The organism is Pseudomonas sp. lyk4-R2A-10 (assembly GCF_030209075.1).
GTDB classification, from domain to species: Bacteria; Pseudomonadota; Gammaproteobacteria; order Pseudomonadales; family Pseudomonadaceae; genus Aquipseudomonas; species Aquipseudomonas glycinae.
Genome location: NZ_JARVSR010000001.1, coordinates 262604 through 289516, shown reverse-complemented (window position 1 = coordinate 289516; position 26913 = coordinate 262604). Strand labels below are relative to the sequence as shown.

Sequence of the window (26913 nt, the reverse complement as noted above, 5' to 3'; positions counted from 1 at the left end):
CTCAACCACGGCTCAGGAAGACATCGGCCAGCAGTTGATTGCGCGGCAGTCCGGCCAGGAACAGACGCTTGGCAAACGCGTCGACGCTGGCCGTCGAGCCGCAGACTAAGGCCAGGGTTTGTCGGGAGACAAGGCGCAGTTGCGCCAAAGCGCCCGGCAACTCGGCCGCGGTCCACCGTTCGACGCTGAGGTTTTGGCGCTGCGCGGCCAGTGCTTCAAGGGGTTTGGCCAGGTAATGCCCGTCGGCGTCATGAGCCAGGTGAATGACGCGAATGGCGCCCCGATGATCATGACGCAAGGCCTCGCGCAACACGCCGAACAACGGGCCGAGTCCGGTACCGGCGGCCAGCAGCCACAGCGGCCGGTCGTGCCAGTCCGGGTCGTAATGCAGCGCGCCGCCGCGCAGTTCACCGAGACGGATCGGATCACCGATCTGCAAGCGGCGCGCGGCTTCGCTGAATTCGCCGGGCTGGCGGCAATCGAGGTGAAATTCAAGAAAGCGATCCTCTTCCGGCAGGCTCGCCAGCGAATACGGCCGCGCAATCTGGCCGGCCCACAGCACCAGATGCTGGCCGGCGCTGTAGCGCAGCGGCCGCTGGGGTGTCAGGCGCAGGCGCAACACGCTGTCGCCGAGCCAGTCCAGCGCTTCGACCGTGGCCGGGCGCCCATCGGTGACGGGGTCGAAGGTGTGCACCTGCAAGTCTTCGATCACCTGACACTGGCAGGCCAACCGCCAGCCCTGATCACGCTGTTCGACGCTCAGGGCATCCGGGCGACTGTCGGCGGGCAAGCCCTGCACGCATTGCACCAGACACGCATGGCAACTGCCGGCGCGGCAGCTGTAAGGCACCGCCACACCGTTCCGGTTGAGGGCATCGAGCAGGTTGCTGCCCGCCGCCACCGACCACTGTCGATCACCGACCCGCAGTTCAGGCATCGACGTTCTCCCATGCCGCCGCGCAACGATTGCGTCCGTCACGCTTGGCCCGATAGAGCGCCTGATCGGCACGTTGCAAGGCATCGTCCAGATCATCGCCCAATTCCAGCAGGGTCATGCCGGCGGACAGGCTCAGGTTTTTCACATTCAGGCCCACCAGTTCAACGTCGGTGAAGGCGATGCGCAGCCGTTCGCAACAGGCGGTCAGGCGCTCGGCGTTGCAATCGGGCAGCAGCACCACGAATTCCTCACCACCATATCGCGCCAGCACATCGCCGTCGCGCAGACAGGCCCCGGCCACGCCGGCGAAAGCCTGCAACACCTGATCGCCAGCCGCGTGGCCGTGAATATCGTTGATGCGTTTGAAGTGGTCGAGGTCGATCAGCGCCAGACCATGCACCACGTCGGGCTCCATCGCATTCAGCTCGCGGGTGGCCAGGCGCAGGAAATGCCGGCGGTTGAACAGCCCGGTCAGTTCGTCGGTGGCCACCAGGTCTTCGAGCTGGCGCATCATCCCGCGCAGGGTGTCCTGATGCGCCTGCAAGGCGAACCGGCGCTGACGCATGCGTTGGCGCGAGGTCTGGACGAAGCGCGCATAAATCACCAGCCACGCCAGCACGATCAACAGGATGCAAGCCTGCAACGCGGAAAGCGCCGGATCGTGCAGATGCAAGTGGTAACCGTCCCACAGCGTGATGGCGCAAAAACTGAAGAACACCAGCATTGCGCAGCGTACGAACGCCCGCTGTGACAGATGGAACAGGCCGAACAGCAGGATCAGGACATAGAAGACCAGGAACTCGCCCCGGGCTTCTTCCAGATGCGCGATCAGCCACGTTTGCCAACCAAGGCCGAGCAGCACTTGTGCTTCGGTCAGGCTCGGGTCGGAAAAGCGCAGATTGCAGCCTGAGAAAAACACCGCGAACAGGATTGCCTGGCTGATGACCACCAGGGCGCTGCCGACGGCGACACCAGCCAGCGAATCTTCGTAATGTCCGGTGAAATACGCCAGCCACAGCAGCAGCAAGGCCAATCCATAGGTGGCTGCAGCGAGGGCGAAGCGTTTGAGCAAAAGACGTTGAATGGCGTTATGGGTCAATCGTTGACTCACCGTGCGATAAGAGGCTGACCGAGTGTCCTACTCTACAGACCGGCTGCCACTTTAGTGGCGCAGGCGATAAATGACCATTGATTTTCGGGCCGGGTATTTGGCGTCAAAGGCATGACCTTCGCGTACCGCCAAGAGCGCCCTCACCCTAACCCTCTCCCGGAGGGAGAGGGGACTGACCGTGATATTTTGTCGAATGTCGGCATCCTGAAATATCGCGTCAGACATCTATTTCAAGCTCTACACAAATCAGCTCCCTCTCCCTCCGGGAGAGGGTTGGGGTGAGGGCAGCGATATGAAAGTGAAAACCGATGCCAAATCTTCCCCCAACCATGCGACCAACGAATGACTACCGGCGCGTGTCACCACCGGGGAGGCGCGGTATACTGCCGCGCCTTTTTAGCGTCGCGCCAGCAGCCCCGGCGTGCCTTGAAAGGTGTCTGCGACCGACCGATGCACCCAAGCCGCAGGCACCTTATTGAATGTTCCCGTCTTTTGGAGGAGCGCGACTCATGACCGTGATCAAGCAAGACGACCTGATTCAGAGCGTTGCCGACGCCCTGCAGTTCATTTCCTACTACCACCCCGTGGACTTCATCCAGGCGATGCACGAAGCCTACCTGCGCGAAGAATCGCCAGCGGCCCGTGACTCGATGGCGCAGATCCTGATCAACTCGCGCATGTGCGCCACCGGCCACCGGCCGATCTGCCAGGACACCGGCATCGTGACCGTGTTCGTGCGGGTGGGCATGGACGTGCGTTGGGATGGCGCGACCATGAGCCTGGACGACATGATCAACGAAGGCGTGCGCCGCGCCTACAACCTGCCGGAAAACGTCCTGCGTGCCTCGATCCTCGCCGACCCGGCGGGCGCTCGTAAAAACACCAAGGACAACACCCCGGCCGTTATCCACTACTCCATCGTTCCGGGTAACACCGTGGAAGTGGACGTAGCGGCCAAGGGCGGCGGTTCCGAGAACAAGTCGAAAATGGCCATGCTCAACCCGTCCGACTCGATCGTCGACTGGGTACTCAAGACCGTTCCGACCATGGGCGCCGGCTGGTGCCCGCCGGGCATGCTGGGTATCGGCATCGGCGGCACCGCCGAGAAAGCCGCTGTGATGGCGAAAGAAGTGTTGATGGAATCCATCGACATTCACGAGCTCAAGGCCCGTGGCCCGCAGAACCGCATCGAAGAAATGCGTCTGGAGCTGTTCGAGAAGGTCAACCAGCTGGGCATCGGCGCCCAGGGCCTCGGTGGCCTGACCACCGTCCTCGACGTGAAGATCATGGACTACCCGACCCACGCCGCTTCCTTGCCGGTGTGCATGATCCCGAACTGCGCCGCCACCCGTCACGCGCACTTCGTATTGGACGGCTCCGGCCCGGCCTCGCTGGAAGCGCCACCGCTGGACGCCTACCCGGAAATCGTCTGGGAAGCCGGCCCGTCGGCCCGTCGCGTCAACCTCGACACCCTGACCCCGGAAGACGTGCAGAGCTGGAAGCCGGGCGAAACCGTCCTGCTCAACGGCAAGATGCTCACCGGTCGCGACGCTGCGCACAAGCGCATGGTCGAGATGCTGAACAAGGGCGAAACCCTGCCGGTTGATCTGAAGGGCCGCTTCATCTACTACGTCGGCCCGGTTGATCCGGTCGGTGACGAAGTGGTTGGCCCGGCGGGTCCGACCACCGCCACGCGGATGGACAAGTTCACCCGTCAGATCCTTGAGCAGACCGGCCTGTTGGGCATGATCGGCAAGTCCGAGCGCGGCCCGACCGCCATCGACGCGATCAAGGACAACAAGGCTGTGTACCTGATGGCCGTCGGCGGTGCCGCTTACCTGGTGGCGCAAGCGATCAAGAAGTCCAAGGTTCTGGCGTTCTCCGAACTGGGCATGGAAGCGATCTACGAGTTCGAGGTCAAGGACATGCCGGTCACCGTTGCGGTGGACAGCAAAGGTGAATCGGTGCACATCACCGGTCCTGCGATCTGGCAACAGAAGATCAGCGAAAGCCTGGCGGTGGAAGTGCAGTAAGCACTTCATCTGCTTGTAAAAAACCGGGCGGCCAGCGATGACCGCCCGGTTTTTTTTCGCCTGCCGTCAGTCGGCACCTGTCAGATCTGACAGGTGCCGCGGCCAACCCCCCTCTGTTAGCGTGCAATCTGAACGTTCACAGGTTGCGTTGCCATGGCCCTTGATGCAGATGCGCTCGTTACTCCTCCTTCCATTGCCAAGACAGCGTCCATTGCTACTAACGGGCGCAGTTGGGGAGAGATCGGTGCGACCGGGCAGCGGTCTTACACCTTGCCACTGCCGATCCTGAACGCCCGTACGCTCAATCCCGAGTTGCAGCTGGTTTATGACGGCAATGCGGGCAACGGCAAATGCGGACTTGGCTGGGATCTGTCGGTGGCTTCCATTTCGCGCAAGACCAGCAAGGGCGTGCCGAAATATGCAGCCGACGATGTCATGCAGGCTGACGGAACCGACCTGCGGCCCGAACGGACAACGCGCGGCAGGATCAAGGCAAAAAAGCGTACGCGCGGTAAAGGCAGGAGCGCCAGAACCTATTCAGTGGTGCTCTACATTCCACGTCTGGAAACGACATTCACCCGCTACGAACTCTGGACGCCCACCGATGGCGGTCATCCGTTCTGGGTGGTCTCTGGAGCCGATGGCACTCGATATTGCTATGGCAACACCCTGGATTCCTGCATCCATGACCCGGCAGCCCCGGCGCATATCGCTGTGTGGTTGCTGACGGAAGTCAGGAACCCCGTGGGCGAAAACATCTTTTACCAGTACAAGACCGACGACAAAACCACTGACGCCCGTTTTGACTACAGTGCTCAACGCTATCTGCGCCAGGTCTGTTATTGCAACAAGACCGCCAGTGCCGATCTGTACTGTCTTGATCACGCTCAACCCGAATTACTCGACTGGCTGTTCCGACTGATCATTGACTACGGCGAACGCGTCTCCGGGCATGACGATGTTCCACCGTACCCCGCCAATGAAGATGCCTGGACGGTGCGTTCCGATCCGTTTCGAATGCATCGCCATGGCTTTGAAGTCGGCACTCGGCGCCTGTGCCGACAGTTCCTGCTGTTCAATGCCATCGGCCCCGCTCCGGCGCTGGTCAATCGCCTGTTACTGGAGCACGAATCCACATCGCATCGATACAATCATCTGAAAGCAGCGCACTACATGAGTTACGACGCTACAGGTCACGTCAAACACATGCCGCCCCTCGAATATTTTTATGAGGCGCTGATACTCGACACCACCCCCAAACCCTTTCTGCAACTTGATCACATGCCCGGTCTCAACGACGGCCAGCCCTACCATTGTGTCGATCTTTACGGTGAAGCCCTGCCCGGTTTTCTCTGCCAGCACGACGGGGCCTGGTATTTCCGCGAACCCTTGCGCGGCACGCCCGGCACAGACGAAATCGTCTACGGCCCCTGGACCCTGCTGCCGCTGATTCCGAACGCCGACAGCAGCAAACCGGTGGTGCAGATTCTTACCGACCTCACCGGTGACGGCTGTCTGGACTGGGTCGTCGCGCAGCCCGGTGGCAGCGGGTGTTACACGCTCAAGCCGGATGGCAGCTGGGCGCCTTTCAAATCGTTCGACCAGTTTCCCGTGGAGTTTTTCCATCAACTGGCACAATTGGGCGACCTGCGCGGCGATGGCCTGGACTCCATGGCGTTGATCGGCCCGAACAGCGTGCGGGTGTATGCCAACCTGCGGGAAAAAGGATTTGCTCCCGGCCAGGATGTGCCCCATACCCCGGACAGATTGCCGCTGTTCGGCAATGCCCGCAGCGAACTGGTGTCATTCAGTGGCATGGGCGCCAGCGGCATGGAGCTGTGCCGGATCCGTCACGATGAAATCCGCTGCTGGGCCAGCCTCGGACATGGCCGGTTTGGAGAAGGTTTCAAACTGAGCGACTTGCTGTTCGACTATGGCAAATTCGATGCCGACCGGGTACGCATCGCCGACCTGGACGGCTCCGGCGCCCCGGCCTTCATTTACCTGTTTTCGGATTACTTCGAGATCTGGTTCAACCAGGGTGGCAACGGCCTGGCCCCGACACCCGTGCGTGTCCCGTGGCCTGCCGGCATTCGCTACGACAACCTCTGCCAGGTGACCTTCGCCGATCTGCAAGGCATTGGCTGCGCCAGCCTGCTGTTGACCAAACCCCACATGAAACCGCAGCACTGGGTGTATCACTTCGTCAGTAAACGGCCCTACCTGCTCACCGGCTGCAACAACAACATGGGCTACAGCGCCACGCTGCAACATCGCAGCAGTGCGCAATTCTGGCTGGACGAAAAACGCCGGGAACTGATGGCTCGCAGGCATCCGGTCAGCCGGTTGCCGTTTCCTCAGATGGTGCTCCACTGGCTGGAACAACTCGATGAAATCACCGGCAACCGCTTGAAGCAGTCATTCGACTATCAAGAAGGTTCCTACGACGGTATCGAACGGGAATTCCGTGGCTTCGGCCGGGTCTGTCAGATCGACAGTGAACTGGAACCTGGCAAGGCTGAAGACGGCCATACGGCGCCGATGAAGGTGACGCACTGGTTTCATACCGGTCAATGCACTGACCCCGTTTTGAAAGGTATCTGCGAACTCGACCCTGAAATCACATCGCTGGGCCCCACGGTCTTTTCAGCGTTCGATGCCAAACGCCGTAAAGAGCGCATTCGCAAGCGGCGCAAAGCCGAGGATGATCGCGAAACCGCCTACGCCCTTGCCGGTCGCCTGCTTCGCACCGAAGTCTGCCAGGCAGACGACCCCGCCCCCGCGCGCCTGTTCTCTCTGAGCGAAACGCGCTATCTGGTGCGAGAGGTGAACATAACTCCCTCCAGTCTGCTGGTGCTGGAACTGGAAAACCGCAGCCATCAATACGAACGCTTCATGGACGATCCACGCGTTGAACACAGGGTCAATCTGGCGTGGGACGAATACGGTCATCTGACACAAGGTTTTACCGTCGCTTGTGCTCGTCGCCGCACCGAGAATGACGAACCGCCCTTCGATCAGGAAGATCAACGACGCGCCTGGCTGGACAGCCACGATGAGCAACAGCAATGCTTTTATCTGACGGAAGCTCTCGCCGAATTCACTCACTTGACCAGTAACGGCCACTGGCTGCTCGGTTTGCCCTGCCGCCAGCGTGGTAATGCGATGAGGCTGCCCAAAGGCTCTCTGCCGGGCGGTTTGCGCGCAGCGGACATCAGTTTCGAAAATTTCGATCGGCATAAAGACAGCGCCGCATGGAAAGCCGCGCGCGAACTGACCTCGCTTTCGCAGCAGACCTATCTGGAGGCCGCCGGCAAAATGCTTTACCCACCTTTGGCAGGCCCGATGGAACAGGCTGTGTTCGACAAGAAAGCACTGTCTGCCTACGACGACGTCCCGATTGTCATTCGGGACGAGCTGATCAAGATCGGCTATGAGCCGATGAATCTGTTTCTCCCCGAAGATTCGGAAGAGGACAAACTGAAAAACCTGTGGTCATCCCTGAGCGGTTTTTTCACCTACGCCGATGCCAGCCAATTTTTCCACGTCACCGATGTGCAGCAGACCGCCAGCCATGGCGTGACGCACATCGCCTGGGACCCGCTCCATCTGGTGACCAAGACCCTCACCCTGCCGGACGGCTGCGCCACAATCATGGCATACGACTGGCACACCCTTCTGCCGTGCAGTGTCAAGGATGCCAACGAGAACATTCAGGAAGTGCTGTACGACGCAGACAGGCAACCCACCGCCCTCAGTTCTTATGGCACCGAAAACGGCGCTCAGGCCGGTTTCGCTCCCCTTTCCGCTTACCCGCCTCAGCCTGACCTGAGTGTCGAATACGCCCTCGCCAATCCGAAAACCGCCCTGGCATCCGCTGCCAGCGTGGTGCGCACCGACCTGCAAAGCTGGATGCCGGTACTCCCGCTCAAAACGCTGCCCATCAAAAGAAAGGAATGGATCGCCAAGGGGCTGATTCTGCCCGACGGCCACATCCGCGCCTCGGCCCTGCGCTGGCTGAACCAGCTGAAAAAACGCAGCACCAGCGAACAGGCCCTGCTCAAGTTCATCCGAACCACCCTCAAGCAGCCGGTACACAGCCTCAACCTGGTTGCCGACCGCTACCCCACCGACCCGCAGCAACAGATTCAAATGACGATCCGCTACTTCGACGGCTTCGGCCGCGCGCTGCAAAGCAAACAGCTCGTCCCGCAGGGCGATGCCTTTGTCGCCACCCCTGAGGATGACCTCGTGACCGGCGCCGATGGCAAACCGATCGAAATGCCGGCCACCCGGGGCTCGCGCTGGCGGGTGCAGAGTCGCGTGGAATACAACCACAAGGGCGAAACCATCCGGGTCTACCGCGCCTACTTCCTCAATACCCACCGCTGTATCAACGACAGCGCGATGCGCGAGCACGGCTATCACGACCGGATGTTCTACGACGCCTTGGGGCGGCCGATACAGACGATCAATGCGCTGGGCCACCTGGCGTTCGACCTCCTGCACCCGTGGTTCAAATGCAGCTACGACTTCAATGACACCGACGACACACCGGCGAGCAAGTCTGCGAAACCCGCCAAACAGCCCGTCAAACCTGCGAAGAAAGTCAAGCCATGAACGCCAGCGTGCACTGGCACACCCCGACGGTGGCCGTCAACGGACCGCGCGGCGAGACCTACAGACACATCGATTACCTGCGCAGGGTGGCTGGAGAGGATGTGCAGGCGCTCATTACCCGACAGCAATATGACGTTGCCGGCCGACTGGTCGCGCTGCGCGATCCGCGTCTGCCCACGCCCAATACCACAACGGTGCACAGGCTGGACGGCGTGGCGATCAGGACGATCAACGTTGACGGTGGCGAAAACACGGTGCTGCAGGGTGTCGGTGGCGAGCTTCTTCAGAATTGGGATGCTAACCGCAATCACCGGGAAATGACCTACGACCCGCAACTGCGTCTGCGGGCCGTCACGGAAAACGGTGCAGCGAACTTCGAAACCTTCCACTACCTCGACGCTTCGGCCGACCCGACACACAATCTGCGCGGACAGATGACGGCGCTGAGCGATCCATCAGGCACGCTCGCCCTCGACAGCTTCGGCATGCACGGACAGACGCTGGAAGAAACCCGCACCTTCAAGGACGGCAAAACCTGCACCAGCCGTCGGGTCTTCAGCGCCGTCGGCGCACTGTTGCAAACCACTGACGCCGGCGGGCACCTGCAACAGTCGACCTACGACATCGCCGGGCAACTCGTCCAGGTACAACTGCAACTCGACGGACAAGCCTTCCAGCCGGTTTTGAAAGGTGCGGATTACAACGCCGCCGGCCAGATCACCGAACAACGGCTCGGCAACGACGTGACCAACCGCTGGTGCTACCGGGACACCGACGGACGCCTGCTGCGACAGTACGCGCAAAAGGCTTCAGGGCAGGCGATTCAGGATTTCGGGTATGGATACGACCGGGTGGGCAACACCACCCGCATTGTTGACCACACCTACACACCGACATATTTCCGCAACCAGCGGGTCGACGGCCAGCGCACGTTTGACCATGACACGACTTATCAGCTGATCCGCGCCACCGGGTACAGCGACGCCCCGCCCAGAGACAACCCGGGCCGGCCTCAGCCAACCGACCCACGGGACCGGCGCAACTATGTCGAGACCTACGAATACGACGAAGGCAAAAACCTGACCCTGCTCACCCATGTCCGCGACGGCAGTGCCCATACCTTCGAGATGTGCATCGACCCGGGCAGCAACCGTGGTGTGCGCTGGAAACCGGGCGATCCGGCTCCGGACTTCCGCGCATTGTTCGACCGTGCCGGCAATCAGCTAGCGCTGCAGCGGGGTCAACCCATGCGGTGGAACAGCCGCAATCAACTGGAGTCACTGACCCTGGTGGAACATGCCAGCGGTCCACCTGACCAGGAGCTGTATCAATACAGCCAGGGCGCCAGGGTCTACAAACGCCTCGAAACCCACACTCGCAAGGTCAGCCATGTCGAGCAAGTGCACTACGTGGGCAATCTGGAGGTCCGCAGCAAAAGCTCGGGTGAAGAGCTGCACCGGATCACCGTAGCCACCGGCGTCGGCGAAGTGACATGCCTGCATTGGGTCGCCGGCAAACCGCCCGGCATCGACGCCGATCAGGTGCGTTACTCCCTGCCGGATCATCTGGGCTCAAGCGTGACCGAGCTCGACCAGAACGCGCGACTGATCAGCCAGGAAGGCTATTTCGCCTTCGGTGCAACCGCGTGGATGGTCGCAGACAAACTCGTGGAGGCGGATTACAAGTTCATCCGCTACTCGGGCAAGGAGATGGATCGCAGCGGGCTTTATCATTATGGGGTGCGGTATTACGCGCCTTGGCTGGGACGCTGGGTCAGCACTGACCCGACGGGAGATGAGGACGGGCCGAATCGATATGCGTTTGTCGGGAACAGCCCACTGCGCTACGTGGATCCTGCGGGAGGTACCAGGGCGGAGGCGACCATCATGCTGTACAACAGTTTTGTTTCCCAGGTGTCCGGGAATGCCGAATACACACTCCACAGGCTGCACAACATCATCAAGCAAAAAGGCTTCACACTAAGCCTGATGGCCAACGTGGCGGTCGAAGGCCTGAAAGGTGCAATCGGCTATGAGGCCGGCCTGATCGGCGGCGGACAAATCGACATGGTCATGCCGGGGTTCCCGACCACTACGCCTTACACCACACCCGGTGGAGTGATCGGCGGCAACATCGGGGGCGATGTGTCGGGAGCGATCGCAGACGTACCGTTGAGGAAGATGCCGTTCCATATCGGCCCGCTGATCCCACAGACCTCGAAACTGTCCGTGGCAGCGATTGACAGCGACCTCGGCATAACGGGTGCCGTCAAGGAAATACGCAACTGGAGCGATTTCAAGGATGAGGTCGTGCATCCGGCGCTCAACTCGGTGATCAACCCTTACTTCCTGATGAGCAGAGTAATGGGCTCTTGGATATCGATCATCCCCGCCGCTCTGGAGTTGTTTGCCCGGGCAATCGAGGTTGAGGACATCAAGAATCGCCTTGACCCGGTCAAGATCCAGAAGATCGAAGACATGCTCAACGGTTGGCAAACCGCTCTACAGGAACGCTCGACATGGGTCGAGAATGCCTTTGATGCATTAGGCAGCGACGTGCTCTATCCGGCGGATGTGCTTCCCAACGTCAACATGACGACCTCAAAAGACACGCTGGCACCGATCAGCAGAGCCGGTTTGCGGCAGCAAACCAGAGCCGTCATGGCGGATATCGCGCACGCCAAAAGAGGACTGGCCTACTACAAGGAGATGGGCACCACGGACAATCAATACTTGCTGAGCCAGGCTCATGTTAAATCGCCGTCCCGCAACCGGACCACGTGAAATGGCAAATAGCATTCACCTGCGCACGCCCTCGGTCACTGCCAATGATGGCCGGGGCCTGGCGCTCAGGCAGATTGCCTATCTACGCACAGTCCCAGACGGTCCCGTGGACACCCTGATCACCCGCTTGCGCAACGATGTTGCCGGGCACCCGATCGAGCAGCAGGATCCGCGTCTGTCCGTTGCCGGTCAGATAACCGTTTTTGCGCTGAGTGGCCAGCCACTCAAGGTCCGGAGTGTCGATGCCGGCACGAACGTGGTATTGCCCGGTCGGTCGGGAGAAGTACTTCAGCGCTGGGATGCACGGGACAATCACCGGTTCACGACCTACGACCATCAACTGCGACCGTTGAACGTCAGAGAAAACGGCACACCGGATATCGAGACCTTCACCTACGCCGACTGCTCGGCCGATCCCGGGTACAACCTGCGCGGACAGTTGATCGAACAGAGCGACGCGTCCGGTACCGTCGAGTTTCACAGCGTCGGGATGACGGGGCATGGATTGCGTGAAACCCGCACCTTTCACGATGGCAAAGCGTTTGTCAGCCGTCGCGCCTACGGCCCGCTGGGCACGGTGTTGACGCAGACCGATGCCGGGGGACACCAGCAACTGTCGACATACGACGTGGCCGGTCAACTCAATCGCGTGCAATTGCAAATCAACGGTCAGAGCACTTGGCAAACCGTGTTGCAGGATGCGCAGTACAACGCCTCCGGGCAGATCATCGAACAACAGGCCGGTAATGCCGTGATCAGTCACTGGCATTACCACGCCGACGGGCGCCTGCATCGCCACTTCGCGCATAAGGGCTCAGGACCGGTGCTTCAGGACTTCGAGTACAAATACGACCGGATGGGCAACATCACCTGCATTCTCGATCATGCCTACACGCCCACCTATTTCCATAATCAGCGGATCAATGGTCACCGCGAGTTAACTTACGACACCCTGTACCGGCTGATTCGCGCCACCGGTTACAGCGATGCCGCGCCCTCGGACAACCTCGGACGGCCGCAGCCGACCGCCCCCGATGACCGACGCAATTACGTCGAGCACTACAAGTACGACCACGGCGACAATCTCGTCAAGACCGTCCACGTGCGCGACGGCACCAGCCACACCGTCGAGATGTGCATCGACTCCGCCAGCAATCGCGGCGTGCGCTGCAAACCCGGTGATCCACCACCGGATTTCAGCCGGCTGTTCGACCGTGCCGGCAACCTGCAGGCCCTGCAACCCGGCGTCCTGATGCACTGGAACAGGCGCGGCGAACTGGACAAGATCACCCTCGTCGATCGCAATGGCGGCAGTGCCAATGACCAAGAGTATTACCGCTACAGCCAGGGCGAGCGGGTCTACAAGCGACACGACACCCACACGACAAAAGTCAGCCACTTCCATGAAGTGCGTTATTTGCCAGGGCTGGAGATTCGCACCCCGGACAACGGTGAGGAGCTGCACCTGATCAACCTGTCGCTGGCCAGCGGCAACGCGGTCTGCCTGCACTGGAAGGCCGGAAAACCGCCGCGGATCGATGCCGATCAACTGCGCTATACCCTCGCAGATCATCTGGGGTCGGTCTCGCTGGAACTGGATCGACAGGCGCAGATAATCAGCCGGGAAGGCTACTTGTCATTCGGTGCCACGGCCTGGATGGCGGCGCGTGCGCTGATCGAAGTGGATTACCGGTTCCTCCGTTACTCGGGCAAGGAAATGGATGTCACCCGGTTGTATTACTACGGCGCCCGTTACTACGCCTGCTGGCTGGGGCGCTGGGTCAGCGCCGATCCGGCAGGCCCTGTAGACGGGCCTAATCTGTACGCGTTCGTGGGGAACAACCCGGTCAATCACGTCGACGTCAACGGCGAAGCCAAAGTCAAATGGCCCACCGTGGCAGATATCAATGCAGGCGTAGACCGGATCATTGCCTCGCAAAACGCCAGCTACTCCAAAAACAGGCAGGCCATCGCAACGCGTCACATGAAAGACCAGATGAGCCAACAGGTGACGCGTCACATTGAAATACTCGGGCTCACCAAGGAGCGCGCAAGCGACGCTGCAAAACAACTCGACAGAATGGGTTCCGGTCTTGATGTGGCGCTTGCCGCAACCCGCAGAACCCTGACGCTGATCATCGGCAAGGGCATCAGCTATGGCGTGGGAGTCGGCGTCGGGATCGGCGCCCAGGCCCTGGGAGCCGTAGCGCCCGGCGTGGGAAATGTGGTGGGGGCCGGCTTGGGCATCGGCGCAAAAATTGCGGTCAGCGGCCTGATCGACTATGTGGCCGAACGAACGGGCATGAGCGCGCCGGTCAACTTGAAAACCAGCAAACTGACGGCGAAAAAGATCATTCAAAAAGCCGAATACAAGCAGATGGAGCCGTTTGAATATCTGAAAGCCAAATACCAGAACATGAAACCGGACAGCCAGAAATCCCAGCTGAAGTTTTCCAAGGAAGCTGCGACTCAGGCTTCCGGGTATATCTTGAAGTCGGCGCTGACCTCCATGCCTTCCGAAGCGGTCAGCGCTATCGGCACCGGCGTTGCTGTGCTGCTGGGATTGCCAGAGATTGTGGATGAAACCATGGGCGCGCTCTCGGACAAATCAGGCGCGAAGATGCTGGAGTTCGAACGCCAGATTCTTGGGCTCGTTGATGAGATCGAATCGAGCAATGCCACGATTCATGGATTTGCCAATGCACTCTCCACGACCAGTATCGGCGGGATTGACCTGGATGACCTGGATCGGCAGACAAGGCACATCACTGACATGCTCCATGGTCTGGCTGACACGGTTCGACACCACCGGGCCAGCCAAAAAGCTGCAGCGTGAACTCAAATGAACCCATCCATTGACTCGTACACACCATCAGTGTCGGCCACTCACCCTCAAGGTCAGGCCATCAGACAAATTGCCTACCTGCGCAAGGTGGCGGGCGAGGACGCGCAGGCACTCATTACCCGTCAACACCATGATGTTGGCGGACGAACCGTGACTGAACGCGATCCGCGTCTGTCCATTGCCAGTCAGGTGACCGTTTTTGCGCTGAGTGGCCAGCCACTAAGGGTCCAGAGTGTCGATGCCGGCACAAGCCTGGTTCTGCCCGGTCGGTCGGGAGAAGAAACTCGGCGCTGGGATGCACGGGGCAATCACTGGCTTACGACCTACGACAACCAATTGCGCCCGTTGACCGTTGAAGAGAACGGCACGCCGGATATCGAGACCTTCACCTACGCTGATCGCTCGGCCGATCCCGGACACAACCTGCGCGGGCAACTGATCCGGCGGGAAGATCCGTCGGGTTCCGTGGATGTTCGCAGCTTTGGACTGTCCGGTCAGGCACTGCGCGAGACCCGCACCTTTCACGATGGCAACGCGTTCGTCAGCGGTCGCCGTTATAGCCCGCTGGGCGCGGTGTTGACGCAGACCGATGCCGGGGGACACCAGCAACAGTCGACATACGACGTGGCCGGTCAACTCAATCGCGTGCAATTGCAGATCAACGGACAGACCACCTGGCAAACCGTGTTGCAGGATGCGCAGTACAACGCCTCCGGACAGCTCATCGAACAACAGGCCGGCAACGGTGTGACCAGCCACTGGCACTACCGCGCCGCCGATGGGCGCCTGCACTGTCACCGCGCGCAGAAGGGCTCGGGACCGGTGCTTCAGGACTTCAAGTATGAATACGACCGGGTGGGCAATATCGTCCGCATTCTCGATCACGCCTACACGCCGACCTACTTCAGCAACCAGCGGGTCGATGGCCATCAGGAGTTCGATTACGACACGCTGTACCGACTGATTAGCGCCACCGGCTACAGCGACGCCCCGCCCTCGGACAGGCTCGGTTTGCCCCAGTCGACCAATCCCGATGACCGACGCAATTACGTCGAGCACTACGATTACGACCACGGCGACAATCTTGTCAAAACCATCCACGTGCGCGACGGCACCAGCCACACCTTCGAGATGTGCATCGACCCCGCCAGCAATCGCGGCGTGCGCTGGAAACCCGGCGATCCGCCGCCGGATTTCAGCCAACGGTTCGATCCTGCCGGCAACCTGCGGGCCCTGCAACCCGGCGTGCCGATGCACTGGAACGCCCATGGCGAACTGGACAAGGTGACGCTCGTCGATCGCAACGGCAGCAGCGCCAACGATGAAGAGTATTACCGCTACAGCCGGGGCCAGCGGGTCTACAAACGCCACGACACCCACACAACGAAAGTCAGTCACTTTCATGAAGTGCGCTATTTGCCGGGGCTGGAGATCCGCACCAAGGACAACGGCGAGGAGTTGCACGTCATCACGCTCGATATCGGATCTGGCGCAGCGCGCTGCCTGCACTGGAAGAAGGATCCGGCAAAAATCGGTGCCGACCAGCTGCGATTCACGCTGCCGGATCACCTGGGTTCGGCTGTCAGGGAACTCGATGCACAGGCGCGATTGATCACCGACGAGCGCTATCTGCCATTCGGCGGCACAGCCGTTTATACCAGGCACTCCGCCGTGGAGGTCGATTACAAGACCGTCCGTTACTCGGGCAAGGAAATGGATGTCACCCGGCTGTATTACTACGGCGCCCGCTACTACGCCGATTGGCTGGGGCGCTGGGTCAGTGCCGATCGGGCGGGCACTGTCGACGGACTGAATCTCTATGCGTTCGTGGGGAACAATCCGATTATCCATGTCGACAAAACGGGCAATGTGAAGGTGCTTTTTGATGTGGCGAAAGGCTTTATCGGCGTGCTCGACAAAGCGGCAACCGCAGCAGGTCAGTTGGACTACCTTGCGAGAGAATTCGACGGCCTTGTTCCCGAAGACGCCGACATCAACGAACTGCGCGAAAGCATCACTTTTGGCACATTCATGAAGTCCCGGCACGGGATCAAATCTGCCCTCTACGGCGCGGCAAAAGGTGCGGGTGTCGGCGCGGTTTTAGGCACCGCTTTACCGGGTATTGGCAACCTGATCGGCACAGCCGTGGGCACGCTCGTCGGGGCCATCGCTTTTCCGCTGTTGCGTTACCACTTTTTCAAAAAAAGCCTGAAGGCCGTGGAAACCCTTCGCACCCGGGAAATCGCCGCGGGAGTGACAGCTGTCGCCGATACCGCAGCCAATGTTGTGGAAGGGACGAAGAACCTGATCAACGGTGCCGGTGAACTCCAGCAGAGGATCAAGGCTGCAGCTGACAATCTCGGTTCTTATCCGCAACGGCTTCAGGAAATGTTCTATCGTCAGCTGGATGACCTGATGGGCGATCAACAACGCGAAGTCATGAAACTGCTCAAAACCGGGCTCGATCCGTTTGACGCCATTGATCAGGTATTGAGTACCGCGCGCCAGCTTGTCGACTCCCCGAGCGAAGCAGACGGGGTAACGGCACGCTTGGCCGAACTGCTCCAATCGGCACAGCAAGACAGTCATCGGCCACTGAAAAAGCCGATCCCCAAACCCAGGACAAAAATGCAGCCGCAATTGCAACGCAGGATGAGCGAAACGTACGTCTGAGTCGCTTCGACAATACGCCGTACCGAGCGGGCACATGCTATCGTGCCCGCCCGTCCTGCCACCCCTTTGACCCAGCATGCTGCCGACTTCCCGTACCTTGCGTCTGTCGTTGTATACCCTGCTGATCATCGCTGGCGCCGCCCTCGCCGCGACGCTTGCGATCCGCCACGCCGAGCGCCAGGCGCTGGAAGAAGACGCCGCGCGGGCCAATCAACAGCTGGCGCTGTATGCCAACTCGCTGCACACCCTGATCGACCGCTATCGCGCCTTGCCCGCCGTGCTCGCACTGGACCCGCAATTACGCGCGGCGCTGGCCGGTCCTGTGAGTACCGAACAGCAAACGGCGCTCAATCTGAAACTGGAAAAGATCAACGGCGCTGCACAATCCTCGACCCTTGAACTGCTCGACCGCACCGGCCTGGCGGTGGCGGCCAGCAACTGGCGTCTGCCCAGCAGTTACGTCGGTCACAACTACGGCTTTCGCCCCTATTTCAGTCAGACCCGCACTCAGGGCACCGGGCGTTTCTACGCAGTCGGTGTGACCAGCGGGATTCCCGGTTACTTCCTGTCCAGCGCCGTGCTCGGCGACAACGGCGAGTTCCTCGGGGCGATGGTGGTCAAGCTCGAATTCCCCGAACTCGAACGCGAATGGAGCCAGGGCAATGACACCCTGCTGGTCAGCGATGCACGCGGGATCATCTTCATCGCCAACCAGCCCGGCTGGCGCTATCGCCTGCTGCACCCGCTGAGCCCGGCCGATTACCGCGAGATCAAGGCCACCCGCCAATACGACAAACAGTCGCTGGTGCCGCTGACGCATCTGGCGCTGCGCAGCTTCGACGACAACAGTGATCTGCGCCGCGTCGAAGGCCCGCAAGGCACGGCGGATTACCTGTGGGAATCGCTGCCGCTGAGCGCCGAAGGCTGGACCCTGCATCTGCTGCGCCGTCCGCAACTGTCCTTCGAGGATCAGCGCAATGCCGGGCTCGCCGCTGCCGGGGTATGGCTGGCGCTGGTGTTCCTGTTGCTGTTCCTCAACCAGCGCTGGCGTCTGGCGAAGATGCGCCAGCGCAGCCGCGAAGAGCTTGAGCAACTGGTCGAGGAACGCACCCGCGACTTGCGCACCGCCCAGGACGGTCTGGTGCAATCAGCGAAACTGGCGGCACTGGGGCAGATGTCCGCCGCGCTGGCCCACGAAATCAATCAGCCGTTGACCGCCCAGCGCATGCAACTGGCGACCCTGCGCCTGCTGCTCGATCATGGCCGGGTCGATGACGCCTACAAGGCACTCAAACCGGTGGATGACATGCTCACGCGCATGGCCGCCCTCACCGGCCACTTGAAAACCTTCGCCCGCAAGAGCCCCAGCGGTTTGCGCGAACGGCTGGATCTGGCGACGGTGGTCGATCAGGCCCTGCAATTGCTCGATGCGCGTCTTCGCGATGAGCAGGTCAGTCTGGTGCTGCACCTGACCCGTCCGGCCTGGGTGCGCGGCGATGCGATCCGCCTGGAGCAGGTGCTGATCAATCTGCTGCGCAATGCCCTCGATGCCATGCAGGGCAAGCCGTGCAAGCGTCTGGAAATCCGCCTGGAAGCCGACGAGCAACTGTGGCGCCTGAGCGTCATCGACAACGGCGGCGGCATCGCCGACGAACATCTGGGTCAGGTGTTCGATCCGTTCTTCACCACCAAACCGGTGGGTGACGGACTGGGCCTGGGACTGGCGGTATCCTTCGCCATCGTCCATGAATCCGGCGGGCGCCTGTGCGTCGAAAATGGTGACAATGGCGCAGTGTTCAGCCTGACCTTGCCGATCGATCTGGAGGCGCACATCTGATGCTCAATTCCGTGATGGTGGTGGATGACGAAAGCAGCATTCGCAGTGCCGTCGAGCAATGGCTGAGCCTGTCCGGGTTCGAGGTGCAGCTGTTCAGCCGCGCCGAGGAATGCCTGGAGGCGCTGCCGGCGCATTTTGCCGGGGTGATTGTCAGCGACGTGCGCATGCCCGGCCTCAGCGGTCTTGAACTGCTGGCCGAAGTGCAGCGCCGGGATGCCGATCTGCCGGTGATTCTGCTGACCGGCCACGGTGATGTGCCGATGGCGGTCGAAGCGATGCGCGACGGCGCCTACGATTTTCTGGAAAAACCGTTCAGCCCCGAGACTCTGCTCGGCAGCCTGCGCCGGGCGCTCGACAAGCGTCGGCTGGTGCTGGAAAACCGTGCCCTGCACGAGCAGGCCGACAACCGCGCCAGACTGGATGCGACACTGCTCGGTGTGTCCCGTGGCTTGCAGACCTTGCGCCGGCAGGTACTTGATCTGGCGACGCTGCCGGTCAATGTGCTGATCCGTGGCGAAACCGGCAGCGGCAAGGAGCTGGTCGCCCGCTGCCTGCACGACTTCGGCCCGCGCGCCGACAAGCCGTTCGTGGCGCTGAACTGCGCGGCGATCCCCGAGCAGTTGTTCGAAGCCGAGTTGTTCGGGCATGAGAGCGGCGCGTTCACCGGCGCCTCGGGCAAGCGCATCGGCAAGCTGGAATACGCCGATGGCGGCACGCTGTTTCTCGATGAAATCGAAAGCATGCCGCTGGCCCAGCAGGTGAAACTGCTGCGGGTGTTGCAGGAGCAGAAGCTGGAGCGGCTGGGGTCGAACCAGAGCATCCGGGTGGACTTGCGGATCGTCGCGGCGACCAAACCCGACTTGCTGGATGAAGCGCGGGCCGGGCGTTTTCGCGAGGACCTGGCGTATCGGCTGAACGTCGCAGAGCTGCGATTGCCACCGCTGCGTGATCGTCGGGAAGACATTCCGCTGTTGTTCGAATCCTTCGCCCAGAGTGCCGCCCAGCGTTTGGGCCGGACCTTTCCGCCGCTCAGTGGCGCGCAGTTGAGCCACCTGCTCAGTCACGACTGGCCGGGCAATGTGCGCGAGTTGGCGAACGTGGCCGAGCGGCAGGTGCTGGGGCTGGATGAACCGGTGCAGGGTATCGATCCGGGGCAGTCGCTGGCGGCGCAGCAAGAGGCGTTTGAGGCGCAGTGTTTGCGGGCTGCTTTGACCCGGCACAAGGGCGATGTGAAAGCCGTGCTGGAGGAACTGCAACTGCCGCGTCGTACGTTTAATGAAAAGATGCAGCGCCATGGATTGACCCGGGAAATGTTTATTCCCGATTGATCCTTCTTGATTGATCGTTCCCACGCTCCGCGTGGGAACGATCAGATAGGCGGAAATCCGCTCATCGCCAAGTTCCTATCGGCAAAATCCCGCTCAACCCATCTCCCCAACCCCTCTAAACCGGCCCTCCCCCCGTTGGCACAGCTCCTGCTATAGCCCTCGCAGGCTGCGTTCCAACGCGCTCCACAAAAACAATTAAACGAAGGATCCTTCAATGGATAACTCCAACGCCCTGCCTCTTGGGTCGGCTGCCGTGCCGGCCAAAGAACGAACCACCGCCAGTCGCATCAAGTCGATCTTCAGCGGTTCCGTCGGCAACATGGTCGAGTGGTACGACTGGTACGTCTATGCCGCCTTCTCGCTGTATTTCGCCAAAGCCTTCTTCCCCAAAGGCGACACCACCGCCCAACTGCTCAACACCGCCGCGATCTTCGCCGTGGGCTTCCTGATGCGCCCGATCGGTGGCTGGCTGATGGGGCTGTACGCCGACAAGGTCGGACGCAAAAAAGCCCTGATGGCCTCGGTTTACCTGATGTGCTTCGGCTCGCTGATCATCGCCCTGAGCCCGGGCTATGAAACCATCGGTGTCGGCGCGCCGATCCTGCTGGTGTTCGCCCGCCTGCTGCAAGGCCTGTCGGTCGGTGGCGAATACGGCACCTCGGCGACCTACCTGTCGGAGATGGCGACCAAGGATCGTCGCGGCTTCTTCTCCAGCTTCCAGTACGTGACTTTGATTTCCGGCCAGCTCATCGCGCTGGGCGTGCTGATCGTGCTGCAACAGTTCCTGACCACCGAAGAGCTTTACGCGTGGGGCTGGCGTATTCCGTTCGCCATCGGTGCGCTGTGCGCAATCGTGGCGCTGTACCTGCGTCGTGGCATGGAAGAAACCGAGTCGTTCACCAAGAAAGAGAAGTCCAAGGAAAGCGCCATGCGCACCTTGCTTCGTCATCCGAAGGAACTGCTGACCGTGGTCGGCCTGACCATGGGCGGTACGCTGGCGTTCTACACCTACACCACCTACATGCAGAAATACCTGGTGAACACCGTCGGCATGAGCATCTCCGACTCCACCACCATTTCCGCCGCCACGCTGTTCCTGTTCATGTGCCTGCAACCGATCATCGGCGGCCTTTCCGATAAAATCGGGCGTCGCCCGATCCTGATCGCCTTCGGCGTGCTCGGGACGATCTTCACCGTGCCGATCCTGATGACCCTGCACACCATCCAGACCTGGTGGGGTGCGTTCTTCCTGATCATGGCGGCGCTGATCATCGTCAGCGGCTACACCTCGATCAACGCCGTGGTGAAAGCCGAGCTGTTCCCGACCGAAATCCGCGCCCTGGGCGTCGGCCTGCCGTACGCACTCACCGTGTCGATCTTCGGCGGCACCGCCGAATATATCGCACTGTGGTTCAAGAGCATCGGCATGGAAACCGGTTACTACTGGTACGTGACCGCGTGCATCGCGGTGTCCCTGCTGGTGTACATCACCATGAAAGACACGCAGAAACATTCTCGGATCGTCACTGACTGATCACAAAAAAACGCGCGAAGGTGCAAGACCTTCGCGCGTTTTCTTTCCTGTCCGATTTCCCGATCAGGACAACTCGGCAACGCCCTGTTTGCTGCCATAGCGCTTCTGCGCATACGACGCCCCGACGATCATCACCAGCAGAATCCCCGCCAGTACCGCCGACGAACCGATGGTGCCGAAGTCCAGACCGCCCTTCTCATGGGACTTGGTCATCAAGTCGCCCAGGGTTGCGCCAAACGGCCGGGTCAGCACGAACGCCACCCAGAACAGCGCCACCGACGAAATCTTCGTGAAGTACTTGAGCAGCACGACCACGCCAATCGCCGAACCGATCAACAGCGCGCCACCGGCAAAGCCCAGGCCGGAGTCGTCCGCCAGGTAATCGCCGAGCGCGGTGCCCAGGGTGTTGGAGAACAGAATCGCCATCCAGTAGAACATCTCGCCGCGAAAACTCTGCACCTTGGTGACGTTGAGCGAGTCGCCGCTCAGGCGCCATGCCGCGAAGATCGCCAGCAGGATCGCGATCAGAATCATGGAACCGGTGGCGTAACCCAGTTCCAGCGTGCGATCCATGAAGTCCGACATGGTGGTGCCGGCGGTGCTGGTCGACAGGATCACGATCCAGTACAGCAGCGGCTTGTAGGTCTTGGACATCAATTGCGTGATCAGGGTCAGGACAAACACGCTGATCAGGATCAGCGAGCTGATGGCGTAGCCGACGTTAAGGGTCATCGACAACAAATCCCCCGCGGTTTCCCCCAGGGTCGTCGCGCAGATTTTCATGACCCAGAAGGCCAGGGTGATTTGAGGCAGTTTATTCATCGCGGGCAACGCTCCAGTGTGTGACGGCCGGTTTTTGGCTTTATGGCCGTGGGCAGACTGGCGTTGCTCGGGTGAAAAACCGGTCGGGAATCCATGAAAAATCTGTCACGCACGCAAAAAACGGCGATTAATCACCGGTTAATGCCCCTGCCGCATCCTGCACCTACCTGATCGATTACCTGCGCGACGCTCGCTCCGACGACGAAAGCGAATTGAATGCGTCGCCCTTAATATCAAGTTAATCGATTGTTTTTAGCATTATTTTGCGCTTTTTAATCAATTTAGTTGGCGTAGCATGAACCCCATGCGAAACACATCGCCAACGAATTCCGAATCTGGAGAACGACCATGAAAACCAAACTGATCCTCGCCCTGACCCTGTCCGTACTGGCCGCCAACACCTTTGCCGCCGACGGTTCGGACAAAACCAAATCCGCCGACTTCATTTCCGGCGCCAGCGCTGCCATCGAAACCAGCCACACCGGCACCTACGCTGCCGACGGCTTCGACAAGACCAACGTCGGCAAAGCCGTTGCCGCTGACGGTTTCGATAAAACCGGCACTGCCAACGCCATCGCTGCTGACGGTTTCGATAAGACCGGTACCGCCAACGCCATCGCCGCTGACGGCTTTGATAAAACCGGAACTGCCGAAGCCATCGGCTGATCATCAAATACACACACCACAGCCCGGCTTCGGCCGGGCTTAGTCATGTCTGGAGGGCTGGAAATCAGCCGCCCGTCCTTGCACTATGGCCGCTCTCTGACAGCCGTTTCCAGGAACACCCGCCATGCCCGATGACATCCATTTCTACGAACCGGCCAACGGCCACGGCCTGCCGCACGATCCGTTCAACGCCATCGTCGGCCCGCGTCCCATCGGCTGGATTTCTTCGCAGGATGCCGAGGGCCGGCTGAACCTGGCGCCCTACAGCTTTTTCAACGCGTTCAACTACATTCCGCCGATCATCGGGTTCTCCAGCGTCGGTCGCAAAGACAGCCTGAACAACATCGAGCAGACCGGCGAATTCGTCTGGAACCTCGCCACCCGCCCGCTGGCCGAGCAGATGAACCAGAGCTGCGCGATGGTCGGGCCGGAGGTCAACGAGTTCGAACTGGCGGGGCTGACGCCGGTGGCGTCGAAAGTGATTGCCGTGCCGCGCGTGGCCGAAAGCCCGGTGTCCTTCGAATGCAAGGTCACCCAGATCATTCAGTTGCAGCGCGCCGACGGCGAGACCGTGCCGAGCTGGCTGGTGCTCGGCGAAGTGGTTGCCGTGCACATTGCCAAATGGCTGTTGAAGGACGGGATCTACGACACCGCCGCCGCCGAACCGATACTGCGGGGCGGCGGGCCGGCGGACTACTTCCAGCTGGGGCCGGAGGCGTTGTTCAAGATGTGGCGCCCGGGGGCGACGAAGTAAGCGCTTACCAGATCAGCTCGGCGTCGTCGGTGACGCCCTTGAGCTTGTCCAGCTCATTGATCGCGGCTTCATCGGCGGCGATGGCGCCGGGAAAAACCTGATCGTTCAGCAGTTTGTGAAAGCGCGGTGCGCCGCCGTCGACCAGGGCCTTGACGGCAATCGCCGCGTGATAACCCTTGTTGCCGCCCAACTCGACGGGGACGACAGCGGAAACCGCTTCGAAGTGTTCGAACTCTTTACGTGCCATATCGCAGGTCCTGGCTCAGTCAGATAAGCCGGACATTAAACATTCAACCGGCGAGTTTGTGTATCGGCGCAGTGCATTGCCCTACGGCCTGTGCAGCCGAGACTTCCTTGAACGTGTGGAAATCCAGGCTGTTGACCACCAGGTCCTGCACCAGCTCGGCAAAGATTTCCATCGACGGGCTGCTGAAATAAGCGGTCATCGAGTGCTGGTTGCTCCAGAAACCGGAGACCAGCCACAACTCCGGATCACACTGCGAATGCTGCAAGGCGAAGCTCAGGCAACCGGGGGCGGCGCGGGATGGCTCGATCAGGGCGCTCAAGCGCATGCCGAGTTCCGCCGAGCGTCCGGCACGCGCTCGAACGAAGGCCATATGACTGACGGGAATCTGCTTGGACATGTTCAACCCTCCCAGGAAGTTGCGTGGCAGCCGGGGACGTGCTGCGACAGGATCCAAGGTTAAGGGCCGGGCACGGCTCGCCGTTAGTCGATTCCTGCCGTCGCGTTGCACAATCCTGCGAGACTGTCTTGCAGACCTGTAACAAGTCGTGAATTGCTGTCACCGTCCTGTCACACCGGTTTCGGGCAACTCTGCCGACCTGCGTCCTGCTATGGCTGGACGAGCCAACAAACCCATGCAGGATCAGGCAAGCATTTGACAGGATGTGTCTACCGCTCGCGCTTGCACAAACTTATGCTCTGCTCCCATTCCATCCCTTGCCGAGGAGGCTGTGCATGACGTCATTCGATCGTTTTCAGGGGCCCCCCGATGCCGACATGGAAAAGCAGCGCGCGGAACTGGCGGCCATCATTCGCCGCAACACGTCCGAAGATGGCAGTTATGCCACTGCCGTCGGCTCGCTGTTCATGTCGCGCCACACCCAGTCCCATGATTTCGCCCCGGTGCTCGCGCAACCGGCGCTGTGCATCATGGCCCAGGGTCGCAAAGAGGTACGGCTGGCGGACGAATTCTTCAATTACGATCCGCTGAATTACCTGGTGGTGTCGGTTTCGATGCCGTTGAGCGGTCGGGTGGTGAATGTCTCGCCCGAAGAGCCGATCCTCGCCGTACGCCTGGACATTGATCCTGCGGAAATCACCGCGCTGATCGCCGACGCCGGCCCGATGGGCGTACCGACCCGGCCGACCGGACGTGGTCTGTATGTCGAGAAAATCGACAGTGCGATGCTCGATGCGGTGCTGCGTCTGGCCCGCCTGCTCGACGCACCGAAAGACATCGCCATGCTTGCGCCGCTGATCCGTCGGGAGATTCTCTATCGTCTGCTGCGCAGTCCTCAGGGCCATCGGCTGTACGAAATCGCCATCGCCAACAGCCAGAGCCACCGCATCAGCCAGGCGATCAAATGGCTCAACGGCAACTTCGAGCAACCGCTGCGTATTGATGACCTGGCGAAGGAAGTGAACCTCAGCGTCTCGACCTTGCATCACCGCTTCAAGGCGATGACGGCGATGAGCCCGTTGCAGTATCAGAAGCAGCTGCGCCTGCAAGAGGCGCGGCGGTTGATGCTGGCTGAGGGGCTGGAGGCTTCGGCGGCGGGGTATCGGGTGGGGTATGAAAGTCCGTCGCAGTTCAGTCGCGAGTACAGCCGGTTGTTTGGCGCGCCGCCGTTGCGGGATCTGGCGCGCCTGCGATTGAGTGTCTGATCAGGCGCCGAGTACCCGACACGCCTCACTCGGCAATGTCACCGACACCGGATGCCCGATCCCCAGCCCGAAGCCCTGACACGGCGTGCTCAGCGCCGTGAAGGTCACGCCGGAACACTCCACCGTAGTCTCGATCGTCGCGCCAATATCCCGCACGAACGTCACCTTGCCCAGCAGACGATTGCCCGCCGTGGCCTGGGGCGGTGACAGTTGCAGGTCTTCGGGGCGGATCAGCATTTTCACCTTCTGCCCGACCACGATGCTGCTGCAGATCGGCACTTGCAGGGCATCGCCGCCCGGCAGCACAACCTTGCCATCGCCCAGCGCGGTGGCCGGAAAAATATTCCCCGAGCCGATAAAATCCGCGACGAATTCGTTGGCCGGATGCCGATAGATTTCAATCGGCGTCCCCACCTGCTGCACCCGATGCTCACCCAGCACCACCACGATATCGGCCATGGTCATGGCCTCGCGCTGATCGTGGGTCACCATGATGGTGGTGATGTTCAGGCGTTGTTGCAGCTGGCGGATTTCCACCTGCATCGACTCACGCAATTTGGCGTCCAGCGCCGACAGCGGTTCGTCGAGCAACAGGATTTTCGGATGCGAGGCAATCGCCCGGGCAATCGCCACCCGCTGACGCTGACCGCCGGACAGCTTGGCCACCGGGCGATCGATCATCGGTTGCAGCTGGATCAACTCAAGCAACTCCACCACCCGTGTCTGTTGATCAGACTTGCTCACACCGCGCAGTTTCAGCGGATAGGCGATGTTCTCGCCCACGGTCATGTGCGGGAACAATGCCAGCGACTGGAACACCATGCCGAAGTTGCGCAGGTGCGCCGGGGTGTGGCCGATGTCCTCGCCGTCCAGGCGGATCTCGCCGCCAGTGAGAGTTTCCAGCCCGGCGATCATGCGCAGCAACGTGGTTTTGCCGCAGCCCGACGGGCCAAGGAAACACACCAGTTTGCCCTCGGGCAAATGCAGATTGACGTCTTTTACCGCACAGGCCGAGCCGTAGTGTTTCTCGACGTTTTCCAGAATCAGACCAGACATAAATC

General features: G+C 60.8%; 17 protein-coding genes. 11 read left to right on the top strand and 6 right to left on the bottom strand.

All coding sequences use genetic code 11. The annotated features are described in order from the left end of the window. Position 1: 1 nt before the first annotated feature. Both QRN46_RS01260 and QRN46_RS01255 read right to left on the bottom strand, forming a co-directional pair. Positions 2 to 937, bottom strand: coding sequence for an iron-sulfur-binding ferredoxin reductase (locus tag QRN46_RS01260; RefSeq protein WP_201816293.1), 936 nt, complete (start codon positions 935 to 937; stop codon positions 2 to 4). After that, a complete protein-coding gene (locus tag QRN46_RS01255) occupies positions 930 to 2036 on the bottom strand; it encodes a GGDEF domain-containing protein (protein ID WP_201816295.1) in 1107 nt (368 codons plus the stop codon). The genes QRN46_RS01260 and QRN46_RS01255 overlap by 8 nt, the downstream gene beginning before the upstream one ends. 521 nt (positions 2037 to 2557) lie before the next feature. Between QRN46_RS01255 and QRN46_RS01250 the strand changes: the two genes are divergently transcribed. The 8 genes from QRN46_RS01250 to QRN46_RS01215 all read left to right on the top strand — a co-directional run bounded on the left by QRN46_RS01250 (position 2558) and on the right by QRN46_RS01215 (position 21701). Then, complete coding sequence (locus QRN46_RS01250) at positions 2558 to 4081, top strand: fumarate hydratase (protein ID WP_011335679.1); 1524 nt, start codon at positions 2558 to 2560, stop codon at positions 4079 to 4081. A gap of 153 nt (positions 4082 to 4234) precedes the next feature. Further along, positions 4235 to 8701: a SpvB/TcaC N-terminal domain-containing protein gene (locus QRN46_RS01245; protein ID WP_285354188.1), complete on the top strand. Its 4467-nt coding sequence runs from the start codon at positions 4235 to 4237 to the stop codon at positions 8699 to 8701. Beyond that, positions 8698 to 11484 carry an RHS repeat-associated core domain-containing protein gene (locus tag QRN46_RS01240; protein ID WP_201816299.1) on the top strand — a complete coding sequence of 929 codons (2787 nt, stop codon included), beginning with the start codon at positions 8698 to 8700 and terminating at the stop codon, positions 11482 to 11484. The genes QRN46_RS01245 and QRN46_RS01240 overlap by 4 nt, the downstream gene beginning before the upstream one ends. A gap of 1 nt (position 11485) precedes the next feature. Then, positions 11486 to 14320: an RHS repeat-associated core domain-containing protein gene (locus QRN46_RS01235; RefSeq protein ID WP_285354187.1), complete on the top strand. Its 2835-nt coding sequence runs from the start codon at positions 11486 to 11488 to the stop codon at positions 14318 to 14320. A gap of 6 nt (positions 14321 to 14326) precedes the next feature. Then, positions 14327 to 17002 (top strand): RHS repeat domain-containing protein, encoded by a 2676-nt coding sequence (locus tag QRN46_RS01230; RefSeq protein WP_011335683.1) that lies wholly within the window; start codon positions 14327 to 14329, stop codon positions 17000 to 17002. Positions 17003 to 17078: 76 nt separating this feature from the next. Next, a complete protein-coding gene (locus QRN46_RS01225; protein WP_201816304.1) occupies positions 17079 to 18839 on the top strand; it encodes a sensor histidine kinase in 1761 nt (586 codons plus the stop codon). After that, complete coding sequence (mifR, locus tag QRN46_RS01220; protein ID WP_201816307.1) at positions 18839 to 20167, top strand: two-component system response regulator MifR; 1329 nt, start codon at positions 18839 to 18841, stop codon at positions 20165 to 20167. The genes QRN46_RS01225 and mifR overlap by 1 nt, the downstream gene beginning before the upstream one ends. Positions 20168 to 20381: 214 nt before the next feature. Continuing rightward, positions 20382 to 21701, top strand: coding sequence for an MFS transporter (locus tag QRN46_RS01215; RefSeq protein ID WP_011335686.1), 1320 nt, complete (start codon positions 20382 to 20384; stop codon positions 21699 to 21701). A 63-nt stretch (positions 21702 to 21764) separates the two neighbouring features. On the opposite strand, the gene QRN46_RS01210 is transcribed toward QRN46_RS01215, so the two are convergent. After that, positions 21765 to 22523, bottom strand: a complete 759-nt coding sequence (locus tag QRN46_RS01210) for a COG4705 family protein (RefSeq protein ID WP_201816310.1) — start codon at positions 22521 to 22523, stop codon at positions 21765 to 21767. A 348-nt stretch (positions 22524 to 22871) separates the two neighbouring features. On the opposite strand from QRN46_RS01210, the gene QRN46_RS01205 reads away from it, so the two are divergent. Both QRN46_RS01205 and QRN46_RS01200 read left to right on the top strand, forming a co-directional pair. Next, positions 22872 to 23189 carry a hypothetical protein gene (locus QRN46_RS01205; RefSeq protein WP_011335688.1) on the top strand — a complete coding sequence of 106 codons (318 nt, stop codon included), beginning with the start codon at positions 22872 to 22874 and terminating at the stop codon, positions 23187 to 23189. A gap of 124 nt (positions 23190 to 23313) precedes the next feature. Continuing rightward, positions 23314 to 23943: a flavin reductase family protein gene (locus QRN46_RS01200; protein WP_011335689.1), complete on the top strand. Its 630-nt coding sequence runs from the start codon at positions 23314 to 23316 to the stop codon at positions 23941 to 23943. A gap of 4 nt (positions 23944 to 23947) precedes the next feature. Here the strand turns inward: QRN46_RS01200 and QRN46_RS01195 are convergent, their stop codons facing one another. Beyond that, complete coding sequence (locus QRN46_RS01195; RefSeq protein ID WP_007960172.1) at positions 23948 to 24190, bottom strand: hypothetical protein; 243 nt, start codon at positions 24188 to 24190, stop codon at positions 23948 to 23950. A gap of 43 nt (positions 24191 to 24233) precedes the next feature. Beyond that, positions 24234 to 24587, bottom strand: a complete 354-nt coding sequence (locus QRN46_RS01190) for a putative quinol monooxygenase (RefSeq protein ID WP_201816313.1) — start codon at positions 24585 to 24587, stop codon at positions 24234 to 24236. Positions 24588 to 24922: 335 nt separating this feature from the next. Here QRN46_RS01190 and QRN46_RS01185 point away from each other — a divergent pair, with 335 nt between their 5' ends. Continuing rightward, positions 24923 to 25852 carry an AraC family transcriptional regulator gene (locus QRN46_RS01185; RefSeq protein WP_011335691.1) on the top strand — a complete coding sequence of 310 codons (930 nt, stop codon included), beginning with the start codon at positions 24923 to 24925 and terminating at the stop codon, positions 25850 to 25852. Here QRN46_RS01185 and QRN46_RS01180 read toward each other — a convergent pair whose 3' ends face one another. Continuing rightward, a complete protein-coding gene (locus QRN46_RS01180) occupies positions 25853 to 26908 on the bottom strand; it encodes an ABC transporter ATP-binding protein (RefSeq protein WP_011335692.1) in 1056 nt (351 codons plus the stop codon). Positions 26909 to 26913 lie beyond the last annotated feature (5 nt).

Coding starts and splice junctions, on each gene's coding strand:
- QRN46_RS01260 (WP_201816293.1), bottom strand. CDS start 937: ATGCCTGAACTGCGGGTCGGTGATCGACAGTGGTCGGTGGCGGCGGGC.
- QRN46_RS01250 (WP_011335679.1), top strand. CDS start 2,558: ATGACCGTGATCAAGCAAGACGACCTGATTCAGAGCGTTGCCGACGCC.
- QRN46_RS01245 (WP_285354188.1), top strand. CDS start 4,235: ATGGCCCTTGATGCAGATGCGCTCGTTACTCCTCCTTCCATTGCCAAG.
- QRN46_RS01240 (WP_201816299.1), top strand. CDS start 8,698: ATGAACGCCAGCGTGCACTGGCACACCCCGACGGTGGCCGTCAACGGA.
- QRN46_RS01235 (WP_285354187.1), top strand. CDS start 11,486: ATGGCAAATAGCATTCACCTGCGCACGCCCTCGGTCACTGCCAATGAT.
- QRN46_RS01230 (WP_011335683.1), top strand. CDS start 14,327: ATGAACCCATCCATTGACTCGTACACACCATCAGTGTCGGCCACTCAC.
- QRN46_RS01225 (WP_201816304.1), top strand. CDS start 17,079: ATGCTGCCGACTTCCCGTACCTTGCGTCTGTCGTTGTATACCCTGCTG.
- mifR (WP_201816307.1), top strand. CDS start 18,839: ATGCTCAATTCCGTGATGGTGGTGGATGACGAAAGCAGCATTCGCAGT.
- QRN46_RS01215 (WP_011335686.1), top strand. CDS start 20,382: ATGGATAACTCCAACGCCCTGCCTCTTGGGTCGGCTGCCGTGCCGGCC.
- QRN46_RS01210 (WP_201816310.1), bottom strand. CDS start 22,523: ATGAATAAACTGCCTCAAATCACCCTGGCCTTCTGGGTCATGAAAATC.
- QRN46_RS01205 (WP_011335688.1), top strand. CDS start 22,872: ATGAAAACCAAACTGATCCTCGCCCTGACCCTGTCCGTACTGGCCGCC.
- QRN46_RS01200 (WP_011335689.1), top strand. CDS start 23,314: ATGCCCGATGACATCCATTTCTACGAACCGGCCAACGGCCACGGCCTG.
- QRN46_RS01195 (WP_007960172.1), bottom strand. CDS start 24,190: ATGGCACGTAAAGAGTTCGAACACTTCGAAGCGGTTTCCGCTGTCGTC.
- QRN46_RS01190 (WP_201816313.1), bottom strand. CDS start 24,587: ATGTCCAAGCAGATTCCCGTCAGTCATATGGCCTTCGTTCGAGCGCGT.
- QRN46_RS01185 (WP_011335691.1), top strand. CDS start 24,923: ATGACGTCATTCGATCGTTTTCAGGGGCCCCCCGATGCCGACATGGAA.
- QRN46_RS01180 (WP_011335692.1), bottom strand. CDS start 26,908: ATGTCTGGTCTGATTCTGGAAAACGTCGAGAAACACTACGGCTCGGCC.